21 protein-coding genes are annotated in these 15,081 nt (G+C 36.3%); 2 read left to right on the plus strand and 19 right to left on the minus strand.

All coding sequences use genetic code 11. The annotated features are described in order from the left end of the window. Positions 1–18: 18 nt before the first annotated feature. The 17 genes from rplR to rplC all read right to left on the minus strand — a co-directional run bounded on the left by rplR (position 19) and on the right by rplC (position 7,866). Positions 19–372, minus strand: a complete 354-nt coding sequence (rplR, locus tag HHL20_RS11320; protein WP_169231319.1) for a 50S ribosomal protein L18 — start codon at positions 370–372, stop codon at positions 19–21. 15 nt (positions 373–387) lie between these two features. Then, entirely contained in the window at positions 388–933 is a 546-nt protein-coding gene (rplF, locus tag HHL20_RS11325) for a 50S ribosomal protein L6 (RefSeq protein WP_169231320.1), read from the minus strand. Positions 934–950: 17 nt separating this feature from the next. Then, a complete protein-coding gene (rpsH, locus tag HHL20_RS11330; RefSeq protein WP_029297768.1) occupies positions 951–1,349 on the minus strand; it encodes a 30S ribosomal protein S8 in 399 nt (132 codons plus the stop codon). Positions 1,350–1,496: 147 nt separating this feature from the next. Next, positions 1,497–1,766 carry a 30S ribosomal protein S14 gene (rpsN, locus tag HHL20_RS11335; protein WP_029297771.1) on the minus strand — a complete coding sequence of 90 codons (270 nt, stop codon included), beginning with the start codon at positions 1,764–1,766 and terminating at the stop codon, positions 1,497–1,499. A gap of 3 nt (positions 1,767–1,769) precedes the next feature. Further along, complete coding sequence (rplE, locus tag HHL20_RS11340) at positions 1,770–2,321, minus strand: 50S ribosomal protein L5 (RefSeq protein WP_072883928.1); 552 nt, start codon at positions 2,319–2,321, stop codon at positions 1,770–1,772. A gap of 13 nt (positions 2,322–2,334) precedes the next feature. Then, positions 2,335–2,661 carry a 50S ribosomal protein L24 gene (rplX, locus tag HHL20_RS11345; protein WP_123852737.1) on the minus strand — a complete coding sequence of 109 codons (327 nt, stop codon included), beginning with the start codon at positions 2,659–2,661 and terminating at the stop codon, positions 2,335–2,337. A gap of 20 nt (positions 2,662–2,681) precedes the next feature. Beyond that, positions 2,682–3,050, minus strand: coding sequence for a 50S ribosomal protein L14 (rplN, locus tag HHL20_RS11350; RefSeq protein WP_007839504.1), 369 nt, complete (start codon positions 3,048–3,050; stop codon positions 2,682–2,684). A gap of 2 nt (positions 3,051–3,052) precedes the next feature. Further along, positions 3,053–3,307, minus strand: coding sequence for a 30S ribosomal protein S17 (gene rpsQ, locus HHL20_RS11355; RefSeq protein ID WP_029297775.1), 255 nt, complete (start codon positions 3,305–3,307; stop codon positions 3,053–3,055). A 12-nt stretch (positions 3,308–3,319) separates the two neighbouring features. Then, a complete protein-coding gene (gene rpmC / locus HHL20_RS11360; protein ID WP_027381309.1) occupies positions 3,320–3,505 on the minus strand; it encodes a 50S ribosomal protein L29 in 186 nt (61 codons plus the stop codon). 12 nt (positions 3,506–3,517) lie between these two features. Then, entirely contained in the window at positions 3,518–3,943 is a 426-nt protein-coding gene (gene rplP, locus HHL20_RS11365; protein WP_002983219.1) for a 50S ribosomal protein L16, read from the minus strand. A 97-nt stretch (positions 3,944–4,040) separates the two neighbouring features. After that, positions 4,041–4,793 carry a 30S ribosomal protein S3 gene (rpsC, locus tag HHL20_RS11370; protein WP_169231321.1) on the minus strand — a complete coding sequence of 251 codons (753 nt, stop codon included), beginning with the start codon at positions 4,791–4,793 and terminating at the stop codon, positions 4,041–4,043. 7 nt (positions 4,794–4,800) lie between these two features. Beyond that, positions 4,801–5,199 carry a 50S ribosomal protein L22 gene (gene rplV / locus HHL20_RS11375; protein ID WP_029297778.1) on the minus strand — a complete coding sequence of 133 codons (399 nt, stop codon included), beginning with the start codon at positions 5,197–5,199 and terminating at the stop codon, positions 4,801–4,803. 2 nt (positions 5,200–5,201) lie between these two features. Next, positions 5,202–5,480, minus strand: a complete 279-nt coding sequence (gene rpsS, locus HHL20_RS11380; protein ID WP_002983209.1) for a 30S ribosomal protein S19 — start codon at positions 5,478–5,480, stop codon at positions 5,202–5,204. Positions 5,481–5,482: 2 nt separating this feature from the next. Beyond that, positions 5,483–6,304: a 50S ribosomal protein L2 gene (gene rplB, locus HHL20_RS11385; RefSeq protein ID WP_029297782.1), complete on the minus strand. Its 822-nt coding sequence runs from the start codon at positions 6,302–6,304 to the stop codon at positions 5,483–5,485. 21 nt (positions 6,305–6,325) lie between these two features. Beyond that, positions 6,326–6,616: a 50S ribosomal protein L23 gene (gene rplW, locus HHL20_RS11390; RefSeq protein ID WP_029297784.1), complete on the minus strand. Its 291-nt coding sequence runs from the start codon at positions 6,614–6,616 to the stop codon at positions 6,326–6,328. A 3-nt stretch (positions 6,617–6,619) separates the two neighbouring features. Further along, positions 6,620–7,249, minus strand: a complete 630-nt coding sequence (gene rplD, locus HHL20_RS11395) for a 50S ribosomal protein L4 (protein ID WP_029297786.1) — start codon at positions 7,247–7,249, stop codon at positions 6,620–6,622. Then, positions 7,240–7,866, minus strand: a complete 627-nt coding sequence (gene rplC, locus HHL20_RS11400) for a 50S ribosomal protein L3 (RefSeq protein ID WP_169231322.1) — start codon at positions 7,864–7,866, stop codon at positions 7,240–7,242. Before rplC ends, rplD begins: the two co-directional genes overlap by 10 nt. Positions 7,867–8,323: 457 nt before the next feature. On the opposite strand from rplC, the gene HHL20_RS11405 reads away from it, so the two are divergent. Continuing rightward, positions 8,324–9,301 (plus strand): hypothetical protein, encoded by a 978-nt coding sequence (locus tag HHL20_RS11405; RefSeq protein ID WP_169231960.1) that lies wholly within the window; start codon positions 8,324–8,326, stop codon positions 9,299–9,301. 39 nt (positions 9,302–9,340) lie between these two features. Further along, entirely contained in the window at positions 9,341–12,046 is a 2,706-nt protein-coding gene (locus HHL20_RS11410; protein WP_169231323.1) for a hypothetical protein, read from the plus strand. A gap of 61 nt (positions 12,047–12,107) precedes the next feature. Here the strand turns inward: HHL20_RS11410 and HHL20_RS11415 are convergent, their stop codons facing one another. After that, the gene (locus HHL20_RS11415) at positions 12,108–14,363 is read right to left on the minus strand and encodes a zinc-dependent metalloprotease (RefSeq protein ID WP_169231324.1); all 2,256 of its coding nucleotides are present in this window, start codon (positions 14,361–14,363) and stop codon (positions 12,108–12,110) included. Positions 14,364–14,533: 170 nt separating this feature from the next. Further along, the gene (locus HHL20_RS11420; RefSeq protein ID WP_169231325.1) at positions 14,534–15,016 is read right to left on the minus strand and encodes a low affinity iron permease family protein; all 483 of its coding nucleotides are present in this window, start codon (positions 15,014–15,016) and stop codon (positions 14,534–14,536) included. Positions 15,017–15,081: the final 65 nt, after the last annotated feature.

Below are 15,081 nucleotides of genomic sequence, written 5' to 3' on the forward strand. Positions count from 1 at the left end.
ATTTCCGAAATTTAATGATTAGAATTTAAGTCCACCTTCTCTCGCACCGTCAGCAAGAGCTTTAATTCTCCCGTGATATACGAATCCGTTTCTATCAAACACAATATTTTCGATTCCTGCAGCGATAGCTTTGGCAGCGATAGCCTTACCTACGGCAGCAGAAACTTCAGTCTTAGTTCCGTTAGCTTCAACGCCTTTCTCTCTTGAAGAAGCAGAAGCCAAAGTTTTTCCACTGTTATCGTCGATTAACTGAGCGTAAATTTCCTTATTACTTTTGTATACAGATAATCTTGGCAATTCAGAAGATCCGGAGATTTTCCCTCTTACTCTTCTTTTGATTCTTATTCTTTTTTCTACTTTAGTTAATGCCATAATACTTATAATTTATTAAGCAGATTTACCAGCTTTACGTCTAACAATTTCTCCTACGAATCTTACCCCTTTCCCTTTGTATGGTTCAGGCTTTCTGAAAGAACGGATCTTTGCAGCTACCATCCCTAGAAGTTGGTTGTCGTGAGACGTTAAAGTAATAATTGGGTTTTTACCTTTTTCAGTCAATGTATCTACTTTTACTTCGCTTGGAAGTTCTAATACGATACCGTGAGAGAATCCTAAAGCCAACTCAAGTTTTTGACCTGCGTGTGAAGCTCTGTATCCTACCCCTACTAATTCCAGTTTCTTTTCGAAACCTGTATTTACACCAACAATCATGTTGTTGATTAACGCTCTGTATAAACCGTGAAGCGCTTTGTGTTGTTTAGTTTCAGATGGTCTGTTTACGTTCAGTTCACCATCTTTCTGTTCTATAGTAATTCCTGCTGTAAGCTCCTGAGAAAGTTCTCCTTTAGGACCTTTTACAGTTACCACACCATTGTTTTCAGTGATTGTAACTCCTGCTGGAACTGTTATAATTGCTTTACCAATTCTTGACATTTTCCTGTGATTAAAAATTAATAAACATAGCAGATTACTTCACCGCCTACTTTCTCTTCTCTAGCTTTCTTGTCAGTCATTACTCCTTTAGAAGTAGAGATGATAGAAATACCCAAACCGTTTAGTACTCTTGGAAGTTCTGTAGAACCTTTGTACTGTCTCAAACCTGGTCTAGAAGCTCTTTGGATAGACTTGATAGCTGGTTTGTTGGTTTGCTTGTCGTACTTTAAAGCGATTTTGATCGTTCCCTGAACAGCGCTATCTTCAAACTTGTAGTTTAAGATATACCCCTGATCAAATAAGATCTTAGTAATCTCCTTTTTGATTTTTGATGCAGGAATTTCCACCACTTTGTGGCCTGCGCTTTGTGCGTTCCTTACTCTTGTTAGGAAATCTGAAATTGGATCTGTTACCATTTTTCTTTTATAAATTATTGGTTAAAGAACAATCAGTATTGTAAGGACTTGAAGAGTAAAATATCAGACTTCAGAAATCTTCGGTCTGATATTTTTTATCTTTAGTATCCAGACAACTTAATTGTCCCGATTTTTAATTAGTAATGATTACCAACTAGCTTTTTTAACTCCCGGGATAAGACCGTTGTTTGCCATTTCTCTGAAAGTTACTCTGGAAATACCGAACGTTCTCATGTATCCTCTTGGTCTTCCTGTCAGTTTACATCTGTTGTGTAATCTTACAGGAGAAGCGTTTTTAGGCAATTTTTGAAGTCCTTCGTAATCACCTGCTTCTTTAAGAGCCTGTCTTTTAGCAGCGTATTTAGCAACTAGTGCTTCTCTTTTGCGCTCACGCGCTTTCATTGATTCTTTAGCCATTTCTTAGTTCTTTTTGAATGGTAAACCGAAGTGAGTTAATAATGCTTTAGCTTCTTTATCTGTTTTCGCAGTGGTAACGAAAGTGATGTCCATCCCTTGGATTTTTTTCACTTTGTCGATTACGATCTCAGGGAAGATGATTTGTTCAGTGATCCCTAAGTTATAGTTACCTCTACCATCAAATCCATCAGCTTTAATACCAGAGAAATCTCTGATTCGTGGTAATGCAGAAGAAGTAAGTCTGTCTAAGAACTCATACATTTTATTAGCTCTAAGTGTAACTTTCGCTCCTACAGGCATTCCTTTTCTCAATTTGAAAGCAGCTTCGTCTTTTTTAGAGATAGTACCAACAGCCTTTTGACCAGTGATATTCGTTAATTCTTCAACAGCATAATCAATGATTTTCTTATCTGCAGTAGCATCACCTAAACCTTGAGACAATACAATTTTCTCTAATCTAGGTACCTGCATTACAGATTTGTATCCGAATTCTTCCATCATTGCAGGAACAATCGTTTCTTTATATGCTTTTTTGGGTCTTGCTATATATTCCATGTGTTATTTAAAATTATAAAGTTTCACCCGTTTTTTTGTTGATTCTTACTTTCTTATCTCCTTCAGTTTTATAACCTACTTTGATAGCTTTTCCGTCTTTTCCAACTAAAGCTACATTTGAGATATGAATAGAAGCTTCTTTCTCAGTGATTCCTCCTTGAGGGTTAGAAGCTGAAGGCTTAACGTGTTTTTTAACGATGTTAAGACCTGCAACGATAACTCTAGGGTCTCTTCCTTCTTTTTTGATCACTTCAATAACTTCACCAGTCTTACCTTTGATATCTTTCTTACCGGTAGTAATGATTACGTTATCTCCTCTTTTTATTTTTAACTTTGACATTTTTTTTAAAATTTTAAATATTAAAGTACTTCAGGAGCTAATGAAATGATTTTCATATATTCTTTGTCTCTCAACTCACGAGCAACTGGTCCGAAAACACGGGTTCCTCTCATTTCTCCCGCTGCGTTTAGCAATACACAAGCATTGTCTTCGAATTTGATGTATGAACCATCTTTTCTTCTAACTGCTTTTTTAGTTCTTACTACTACAGCTTTAGATACCTGACCTTTTTTAGCGTTTCCTGATGGTGTAGAATCTTTGATAGTAACAACGATTTTATCACCAACTGAAGCATATCTTCTTCTGGTTCCTCCCAGAACTCTGATAACCAATACTTCTTTAGCACCTGTGTTATCAGCAACTTTTAATCTTGATTCTGTTTGTAACATTATTACTTAGCTTTTTCAATGATTCTTACTAATCTCCATCTTTTGTTTTTGCTTAAAGGTCTAGTTTCTTGGATCAAAACTGTATCTCCTTCCGCGCATTCGTTGTTTTCGTCGTGTGCAGTATATTTTTTCGTTTTCAATACGAATTTACCGTACATCGGGTGCTTTACTCTCGTAGTTTCACTAACAACAATAGTTTTTTCCATTTTATTGCTGGAAACCACTCCGATTCTTTCTTTTCTTAAATTTCTATCCATTGTAAAATGAAATTATTGTTTGTTAGTTAACTCAGTATTTAGTCTTGCGATTGTTTTTCTCAAATCTCTGATTTGGATCGGGTTTTCAATTGGGCTGATTGCATGAGCCAACTTCAATTTAGAATATTGAGCTTTTGCTTCAGTTAATTGAGCTTGAATATCACCCGCGCTTAAATTTTTAATATCAGCTTTTTTCATTGTATTCAAAGATTAAAGAGGTTTAACAAAATCGTTAGCAACTATAAATTTAGTAACAACTGGTAATTTTTGTGCTGCAAGTCTTAGGGCTTCTTTCGCTACTTCGTAAGGAACACCTCCTACTTCAAACATAATTTTACCTGGTTTTACTACAGCTACCCAATATTCCACGGCACCTTTACCTTTACCCATCCTTACTTCAGCTGGTTTTTTGGTAATTGGCTTATCCGGGAAGATTTTGATCCATAGCTGACCCTCTCTCTTCATATATCTTGTCGCAGCGATACGAGCAGCTTCAATCTGTCTTGCAGTGATCCAAGCACCTTCTGTCGCCTTGATTCCGAAAGTTCCATAAGCAAGTTGACTACCTCTCTGGGCATTCCCCTTCATCTTCATCTTATGTACTCTACGGAACTTGGTTCTTTTTGGTTGTAACATAATCTCTAAATTTTAGATTTTAGATTTTAGATTTTAGATTTTTTTTATTTTAAAAAAGTAACGGTAATTTAAAATTCAAAATTTCTAATCTAAAATTTTAATTATTATTGTTATTGTTGTTATTTTTTCTAGGTCTTCTGTTGTCTCTGTCTCCTCCTCTGTTGTCTCTTCTGTCAGACTGACCTCCTTTTTTCTGTTGTCCCACTAGTGGAGAAAGCTCTCTTTTACCGTAAACTTCACCTTTCATGATCCAAACTTTTACTCCTAGTTTTCCGTACTGAGTCAATGCCTCACCGATATGGTAATCTATATCTGCTCTGAAAGTAGACAAAGGAATTCTTCCGTCTTTGAAAGATTCTGATCTTGCCATTTCAGCACCGTTCAATCTACCAGAGATCTGAACTTTGATACCTTCTGCACCCATTCTCATTGTACCTGCCATCGCCATCTTAACAGCTCTTCTGTAAGAGATTCTGTTCTCAATTTGCTTAGCAATGCTGTCTGCAACTAATACTGCATCAAGCTCAGGTCTTTTGATTTCGAAGATGTTGATCTGAATATCCTTTTTAGTCAATTTTTTCAACTCTTCTTTCAGTTTATCAACTTCCTGACCTCCTTTACCGATGATAAGTCCCGGTCTTGCGGTAGTGATTGTAACTGTTACTAATTTTAATGTTCTTTCAATATAAATTCTTGAAATCCCACCTTTAGATAATCTAGCTTCAAGGTATCTTCTGATTTTGTAGTCTTCCGCGATTCTGTCTCCATAATCGTTTCCGCCAAACCAGTTAGAATCCCATCCTCTGATGATACCTAATCTGTTACCAATTGGATTTGTCTTCTGTCCCATACCTTGATTAATTTTCTTTATTACCTAAGATTAATGTAACGTGGTTAGATCTTTTTCTGATTCTGTACCCTCTACCTTGCGGAGCTGGTCTCAGTCTCTTCAATTGTCTTGCACTATCCACGAATATTTCTTTAACGATAAGGTTTGCTTCCTCAATGTCAGCCCCTTCGTTTTTCACTTGCCAGTTGGCAATTGCAGAAAGAAGTAATTTTTCTAATTTGTTAGAAGCTTCTTTCTTAGAATATTTAAGGATATAAAGAGCTTTATCTACTTGCTCTCCTCTAATGATATCAGCAACTAATCTCATTTTTCTCGGAGAAGATGGGCAGTTATTTAATGAAGCTTTCACAACGTCCTTGTTAGCTTCTTTTCTTGCGATTGAACTATCTTGTTTTCTTGATCCCATGATTATCTGCTTCCTTTGTTTTTGTTACCACCATGACCTCTGAAAGATCTTGTTGGAGAAAATTCGCCTAACTTGTGACCTACCATGTTTTCTGTAACGTAAACAGGGATAAAAGATTTCCCGTTGTGTACAGCAATAGTTTGTCCTACGAAGTCCGGAGAGATCATCGATGCTCTAGACCAAGTTTTGATAACTGTCTTCTTACCAGACTCTATATTTGCCTGAACCTTCTTATCTAAAGTATGATGAATGAACGGTCCTTTTTTAAGTGATCTTGCCATAATTATTTTCTTTTAGATACGATGTAACGGTTAGACACTTTGTTTTTCTTTCTAGTTTTGTAACCTTTAGACGGCATACCGTTTCTAGATCTTGGGTGACCTCCTGAAGAACGTCCTTCACCACCACCCATCGGGTGATCTACAGGGTTCATTACAACCGCTCTTGTTCTTGGTCTTCTACCTAACCATCTGCTTCTACCTGCTTTACCTGATACCGTTAACTGGTGATCTGAGTTGGAAACCGAACCGATCATTGCCATACATTCAGTAAGGATCATTCTTGATTCTCCTGAAGGCAATTTGATGATCGCATATTTTCCGTCTCTTGAAGTTAACTGAGCTGAAGAACCAGCACTTCTTGCTAAAATTGCACCTTGACCAGGCTTCATTTCAACACAAGAAATTACAGTACCCAATGGAATATTTCTCAATTTCATTGCGTTTCCTACGTTTGGTTCTACATTTTCTCCGGAAACTACTTTTTGGTCTACTTTGATACCGTTTGGAGCGATGATATATCTTTTCTCTCCGTCTGCGTACTCTAATAAAGCGATGAATGCAGTTCTGTTTGGATCGTATTCTACAGATTTTACTGTTGCTTCAACATCGAATTTGTTTCTTTTGAAGTCAATAATTCTGTATTTCTTTTTGTGTCCACCTCCGGTGTAACGCATGGTCATTTTACCTGTTTGGTTACGTCCACCTGACTTTTTAATACCAACTGTAAGAGATTTCTCTGGTTTGTTGGTAGTAATTTCCTCAAAATTGTTTACAATTCTGAATCTCTGTCCCGGGGTGATAGGTTTTAATTTTCTAACAGACATTACTATTATTTATAATTATAATTAATTTACAGCAAAAATATCGATAACCTCACCTTCAGCAAGTTTGATTACCGCTTTTTTCAATTTGTTTGTCTTTCCAACCTGAAGACCTTTCTTAGTATATTTCGCAGATACTCTAGGAGCATAAATCATTGTATTTACGTCTGCTACTTTTACACCGTAAGCTGCTTCCACAGCTTTTTTAATCTGGATCTTATTCGCTTTGGTATCTACCAAGAAAGAATAAGTACCTCTTAAATCCGTAAGGTAATTAGCCTTTTCTGAAATAACTGGTTTAATAATAACTGACATGATTTATTTCTTTAAATTTTCCTGGAATTTTTCAACTGCACCTTCAAAGAATACGATCTCACCTGCATTTACTAAATCGTAAGAACTTACTTCGTTGAAGTTCATTACTTTAGTTTTAGGTAAGTTTCTTGAAGATAAATACACATTCTTGTTAGCTTCAGGAAGAATGAACAAAGATTTTTTACCGTTTAATGTCAATGCATCTAATAAAGTAATGAAATCTTTAGTTTTAGGAGCGTTTAAGCTCACATCTTCTAAAACTCTGATGCTGTTGTCTCTCATTTTTTGAGATAAAACAGATTTTTTAGCTAATCTCTTAAGCGCTTTGTTCAATTTGAATCTGTAGTCTCTTGGTTTTGGTCCGAATACTCTACCCCCACCTCTGAAAGTTGGAGATTTAATATCACCATATCTAGCAGATCCAGATCCTTTTTGCTTCTTAAGCTTTTTAGTAGAAGCTGTAATTTCGCTTCTTTCTTTTGCTTTATGAGTTCCTTGTCTTTGTGCAGCAAGGTACTGTTTAACTTCTAAGTAAACCGCATGCTGATTTGGCTCAATTCCGAATACTGATTCGTCTAGAGTTACTTTTCTTCCGGTCTCTTTTCCTGATGTATTTAATACTACTAGTTCCATTTTCTGATAATTACATAAGAATTTTTAGCTCCCGGAACAGCACCTTTTACTACTAAAAGATTTTGTTCTTGATCCACTTTTAACACCTGAAGGTTTTGAACAGTTACCTGCTTACCTCCCATTCTTCCAGCCATTCTCATCCCTTTGAATACTCTTGAAGGGTCTGAACCAGCACCGATAGAACCTGGAGCTCTAAGTCTGTTGTGCTGACCATGAGTTGCCTGCATTACACCTCCAAAGCCGTGTCTTTTAACAACACCTTGGAAACCTTTACCTTTAGAAGTACCTGTTACGTCAACGAATTCACCTTCAGCGAATAAGTCTACAGTTACCTCTTCTCCTACTTTTACTTCATCAACGAATTCTCTGTAGAATTCTACCAATTTAGCTTTAGGAGCAGAACCAGCCTTTTTAAAATGACCAGCTAACGCTTTACCAACGTTCTTCTCACTCTTGTCATCGAAACCTAATTGAACAGCTTTATAACCGTCTTTTTCTAAGGTTCTGACCTGTAAAACCGAGCACGGACCAGCTTGAATAACTGTACAAGGAATGTTTTTCCCTTCTTCGTTAAACAAAGATGTCATACCGATTTTTTTACCAATAATACCTGACATTGTTTATATTATAATAAAATTTATCCTTTATTTATCACTATTTTCAGGAAGTCTGAAGTAATTTCTACGTTTGATGTAGGCATACTACGCCCCTAAAATGAGTGTGCAAATTTATGAATATTTTTATAACTGACAAATATTTCACACAAAATATTTTGATTTTTAATCAATTAGATCATTTTTGTAAAATCAGAAAGAAAATTCGGGAGGATAATTTGTGAATAATAAAATTTCTTATTGCGATCAATCTATAGTTACTATAATTTACGGTTTGATTTTTGTTAGGATAAAATTATTTCTATAAACTTTCTGATGAGATGAAAAACACATATAAATTACTTATTCCGCATCTGAAGAATGCGTTTAATAATCCGTTTAATTTTTTTGAAAAAAATATAAGTACTGCTGTAGAAGCAATAAATTCTGCCTTCACTTCTGATATTGATTTCTATCAATGATGAAAATACTCAGATCCTTATGTATTATGCTCCTGATATTTTCATGCAGTAAAAAAGAAGAGCATGCATACACCTTTTATTATTGGAAAACCAGGCTTAGTCTTAATCCTGAAGAAAAGAAAGCCCTGCGTAAAGCAACTGTCCCGTATTTATACACCCGTTTTTTTGATGTAGATAAAACTGCGGAAAAATTTCAGCCGGTAGGTGTTATTACAAAAGATAAGAGTTTCGAGACTCATCAAAAGATCGTTCCTGTTGTTTTTATAACCAACCGCACTTTTCTATATATTACAAAAGAAGAAATTACTTTTCTGGCTCAGAATATCAGCGCAATGATCCAAAAGAAAGCTGCAGATTATCACCTGAATATAGCTAAGGAAATACAAATCGACTGCGACTGGACCTCAGGAACACGGGATGATTATTTTATGTTTTTAAAGGAACTAAAAAGAATTTCCGGAAAAAATATTACCTGCACACTTCGTCTCCATCAGGTAAGAGACAAAGCAGAAACAGGAATTCCGCCTGTAGAAAAAGTATATCTGATGTGCTACTCTACTTCTTCACCTTTAGAAAATTCTGATAAAAATTCCATTCTTGATGTTGCTATTCTGAAAAGCTATTTGGGGAATATTGACCAATATCCAATACAAAAAATACAGGTTGCTCTCCCGATCTATTCGTGGGGAATAGTAACGAATTATTTAGGAAAACATAAACTAATTAATGCTTTATCTGAAAAAGATCTGCAAAATCCCGATTTCAAAAAGATTTCCGATCACGAAATTGAGATCTTAAAAGACGGTTTTTATTTCGGGAATTACATGAATAAAGGTTTCAGGATTAAAATTGAATCTATTTCCGACAGTCAGCTTTCAGAAGTTGTGGACTTTCTGGACAAAAAAATTTCTCATTATCCTATTATATATTATCAACTTGACAGTAAATTTGTTAAGAATCGTAATTTAGATTTTTAACTGCCATCAAAATCAACGATAACCCAACACCGCAATACAATGAAAAAATATCTTCTTTCACTCGCCGTCATTTCGCTGTTTTATACGAAATCGGAAGCGTGCGCATGGTCTGACCCGGATTATGAATACTTTAATCTGTTTACCCAGAGTATTATTAAAGATAAATCGTATCTGCCTTTTCTTCACAGCTATTCTACAAGGTTTTATACAGATTTTAAGCCTTCTATGATTCCCGATGAAAATATCGATTCATGGAAAAGATATTTTAACAACCAACTGAGCTATGCCCAGACAGAGTACCTAGTGAATAAAATGAATATTAATGATCTTAATGCTTTAAAAAAGGGCAGTCCAACCAACCAGCTTCTTATAACATTGGGTCCAGGATTTTATCAGAAATATAGTGAAGGAATCGATTATCTGATTGAGGCCAAATATCTTGAGCCTTATATGAAAATCAATTATATTGAAAGCGGTGATTCATTTTATTACAGGGAGCCGGCAACAACCGGAAAAAATGCAACGAATCTTGATTACAATAAAACTGTTTCTGCACTGACATCCTTATATAATGCTGCAAAAAACCCGGAGATCAAACAGCGATACGGTTACCAGCTTGTACGGTTCAATCATTACACAAGAAATTATGATGCTGCGGTAAAAGCATTTAAAACTTACGTAGAACCTTTGAGACTGAAAGGGGCACCCTATATTATGGCACTTGACCAACTTGCCGGTGCGCAAAGGGGATTAGGAATGAATACCGAAGCCAACTGGAATTTCTTTCAGGTTTTCAGAGACAGCAAAAGCCGTAAAGAATCTGCTTTTGTATCCATGAAACTTTCGGATACCGCTTCTTTTAATAATATTCTTAAGCGTGCAGCAACGAATGATGATAAAAATATGGCTTATTTCCTTTTAGGATACGAAGATTTTAATAATCCGATCCCCGTAATGGAAAAGATGTTTGAAATCAATCCCGATTCGGAGATCCTGAAAGTGATGGCGGTGAGAAGCATTAATGAATTAGAAAGAAGTTATCTTCCTATTTATTATTATACTGACGATAACAGTAATGCCGTTCAGAAAAATACAACAGATAAAAGCAGAAAACAGGATATAACAGAAACTGCAGAGCCTAAGAAGGAAGAACTTTCATTCTGGCAGAAAATTGTGAGATTCTTTAAAAACCTTTTCAGCAGTAAAAAAGATAAGAGTTCTACCGATGGGAAAGCAGATCAAAGTGATGATGAGCTTTTGGATAATCCAGACAGGATTCCGGTATTTACAAAAAACAATTACTGGTATGATGATAAAACCAAAGACTTCTTGGATGACCTGGAAGAATTCACCTCCAAAACAAAGGAAAAATCTAAGGATGAATACTGGCAGATTGCTGATGCCTATCTTAAATTCCTGAAAAAAGACTATAAGGCAAGCACGGAAATTCTTGAGAATATTAAAACTTCCAATCCTGAATATCTGGAAGAAATTAAAAGAATGAAGGTCTTGAATGATATTGTTTCCCAGCCAAAAATTGATGCGGATTACGAAGATCATTTAATGAAAGATTATGCAGAATATTTTACAGAGAAACCGGAGGTGAAGAAAGACAGCACCGAAACAGATGAATACGATTACTATGGCGAAGTTCCTTCCACGGCAGACTTCCTGAAAGATGTTTTGGCCAACCGTTATTTTCTTCAGGGTGAAGATGGTAAATCTTTCCTGATGAATAATAAGCTTTCTGATCTTCAGTACAATCCAAATTCAAGTCTCGTGAAAAGCGTGGAAGATTTTTACAGAAAGTCTGATAAAACTCAATTTGAACAACAGATTATCGCCAAAAACATTAATGATGTAGGAAATATTGAAGCATTCTTTGCCGTAATCTATGGTGACAGGGCAATGAGGCAGGCAGATTTTGAAAAAGCCAAATCTTACTATACCAAAGCGCAGGACTTTACGGGAATCCCCAGATCCGAATGGAATTATGACGAGAAAAAAGTTGCTTCCCTGAAATATCCTGCAGAAGCTTACAACGGATTCAGCAATATTTCTGATTATGTGTTTGGGCACAATGTATGGGAAAGTTACCAAAGTTCACCTGAAGAAAGCATGAAGAAAGAAGATTATTCCGCATTTCCATTTATAAAGCCTTCCATGAATAAACTGGAACTGGCAGAGACATTAATTCAGCTTAAAAAGATCGGGAGCGGTAAAGATGAAAAGTCTGCGGCGGCCAATCAATTAATAGGAAATCTGTTGTATAATACTTCTATTTTGGGATATTACAGACAGCTTTTTGTAATGGATATTGATAATACCAACGGTGGTAAATACGACTTCCAAAGTACAGAACGCCAGAATCCTTATCAGTATTACTATAAAAACTTTCTCAACAGAACCTATATTGAACCGGACAATTTTGATCTTGCGATTAATTATTACAAAAAGGCATTAAATATTTCTGCTAATAAGGAACAGAAAGCGAGAATTCTTTTCCAAATGGCTAGCGCGGAACAAGGAAAATACTATCAGTATGAAGCGAAAAATCCGTCGAAAATTAATTATTCTGATCCGAAATGGAGTGAAAAAAGTGATGCATACCAAAAACAGCTCGATCAAATTAAAAATCAAAAGTACAGAACGTACTTTGCACTGCTAAAATCTCAATATTCCGATACGGAAACAGCAAAAGGCCTTATGGGAAGCTGCTCATATTTCGGGTATTTCATGAAATGATAATTCAACATCAATCCAAAAAAAACCTCTGATTGCTCAGAGGTTTTTTATTTATCTTACGTTACCTTTTTATAAATTTAGTTTTATAGAGGGTTCCTTTTTCATCAATGCTAATAAAATAAACACCTTTAACCAAACCTCTCACTACAATTTTACCATCGCCCACCGATCCTTTAGTAATCAGCTGCCCCGGAGCATTGTAAATTTCATATGTTGATTTGGATGAAATATTCTTAACATTCAGCACATCATCAGCCGGATTAGGATAGATTTCTAAACTTTTCACATTGCCTACTTCAGCAGTTGCCAAAGTCCCGACGTTGTTCTGTTTTACCGCATAGAAAACGTTACCAATGGCCGAAACTCTTATATGACCGCTTTTTCCGGCTAGAGCTGCGGGAACAAATACACTTGCAGAGCCCGAGTTGGGAACAGATGCTGCTAAAACAGTCCATGTATTTCCTCCGTCATAAGTATAATCAATCTTTACATTGGCAACATTATACGGAGAAGCCGTTGTTCCAGAAACGACCCATGTTATTGTTGAATTGGCATTAGGAGTCAATGTTGCCGCATTTACTGTAAATGCCGCTGCAGATCCTACAACGATTGTTTGAGTAGCATATGCAGTCTGGGCCTGTCCGCCAATTTTATTATCTCTTACGGTTACTCTGAAGTTTGTAGTTCTTGCAACAGTAGACGCAGCTTCAAAATCAGCAGTATTTTTTACCGTTCCTGCTAAGACGGTTGATAATTTAGGAAAATATCTTGTAGGGTTTGATGTGGGAGACCAAGATCTAAAACTTGCTCCGGAAGAAGTATTCCCAATGTTACTTGTTGTAACCCCATTAGTTAAACTGCTTGAATTTACCTGTTCCCAGCAATATGTCAAAGGGTCTCCGTCCGGATCCGTTGCGTTGGCTGTTAATACAAATGCCGTAGATTTAGGTATAGTATAAGTGGTCGGCATTGAAGTAACCACAGGCGTATTATTGGTGATCGGCGTTTCAACATCAGCGATTACAAGTGTCATGTTTGCTTCAACCTGATCAATACTCACACTATGGAAATACGGGTCTGAATGATGCTGAATATCTGTAGTAGGACCCGTAATACCGGCATAGCCCATAATGGTTGATCCCGAACCAGGTTCATCACATACACCAGTACCTTCATTGAAGCTATAAGTATGGTTATCCCCTAACTGGTGACCCATCTCATGTGCTACATAATCTATGTCATAAGCATCTCCACTCGGAGGCAATTGAGTGGTACTAGAAGAATTCCATGTTCCGCTGCTGTAGTAATCTATTCCAGGAGATGTGATCCCGCTTCCTTTATAATTATCTGGCGAAATATAAGCATAGCCACACCCTCCTGCGCTTGCACTGTACGATGTTGTAGAAACATCATTGCTTCCAATACACCCTATACATCCCGCATTTCCGCCACCTCCGGTAGCCCCGAATAAATGTCCAATATCAAAATCATTATCGGTAACTCCATAACTGCCACCATGTAAAGTATTCATCAACTCATAATTCCATTTGCACATTTGGCTTGCGGGGCTGTAAGGATCACTATTCGCATCAGCAAATATGAGAGCGGGGGCACTAACCATATTCATATGGATGTTAAACTCCTGTTCAAAAACACCGTTCACACGGGTCATGGTAGCATTTATTTGAGCCAGAGCATTAGCTACCCCTCCAAAGTAAGATGTATATTCGCCTGTAACAGATATCGCCAGCCTAAGTGTATGGTATGTCTTGTTGCTTGATTTTGCAGCTAAGCCGGATTCCATCATTTCTTTTATTTTGGCTGTAGCTACCGGGCTTTCTTTTGTACTACATACGAATGCATGTCCTTCTCTACTTGTCTTTCCGTGCACCGCATAAACAGTTTTATCTGCAGAAGCAGGCTCAATAAACTCATATTTTCCGTTACTGATCACCATCGATTGAAAATCATTGGGAGCCACACTAAACCTGATGTACTTTTCAGGATCATCAATTCCTTTACCTACATAAGATCCTAACTGATATTGATTGGCTAGTACCTCATCAACTACAGGAAAGCTGTTAACCGCAAATTTCTCAACCTTACCCTCTAATGTGGGAACATTAATTGTTATGGTATTGCCGCCTACTTTCTGAGCTCTCAACAGCTGGGTTTTAATCATATCAATATCCAGCTTGTAATAGACAGCATTATTACTTTTTTTGATGATAGATTTTGTAGGAGCAGTTCTATTCCATTGTGCATTTACCATTGTTGCTGTAATAGCCAGCAACAAAATGGGTAGTTTTGTTTTCATATTAAAATATAAATTAAGGCAACAAATTTATAATTTAATAATAGACAGCAAATAAAAACATATAAATTATATAGAATTTAACAATTAAATAAGATATATCTATTAAAAAAGCTTAACATTATTGATTTTAATAATTCATCACAATAGTAAAGAATCTAAATAATTTCCCTTTATTGCTCTTTCTGTTGCCACTCCTGATGCCTTTTCCTGAAAAGTTCATCTTTATAATCCTGGTTCCGTTGAGCCGCGTCAATAGAATGGGACGAATGAATATCATCGTCTTCTTCTGCAAAATCTGCTAGCTTTTCATAATAGCAATGCAGCTGATCCAGTTCTTTTTCGGTAAGATCTTCAATGTCTACAATTCTGTTGCTGGCTTTTTCATTTGCGGCAATAAGCTCATTCAGTTTTATCTGAATTGCTTTTGAATCTTTATTCTGCGCTTTTTGAATTAAAAATACCATGAGAAAAGTAATAATTGTGGTACCGGTATTAATGACAAGCTGCCATGTTTCGGAATATTTAAAAACAGGACCCAAAACAGCCCATCCTATTACTATAATTGTTGCTCCTATAAATGCATAGGAACTCCCTGTAAACTTCGTTGCCCAATTTGAAAATCTTTCAAATATACTTTGATCTGACTTTGACATATTGCTATATTTTTACGATAAACAAGCAGCAAAAACTCCGCCGAAGAGATTGCTCTTTAGTTTTA

The organism is Chryseobacterium cheonjiense (assembly GCF_012927265.1).
Taxonomy (GTDB): domain Bacteria; phylum Bacteroidota; class Bacteroidia; order Flavobacteriales; family Weeksellaceae; genus Chryseobacterium; species Chryseobacterium cheonjiense.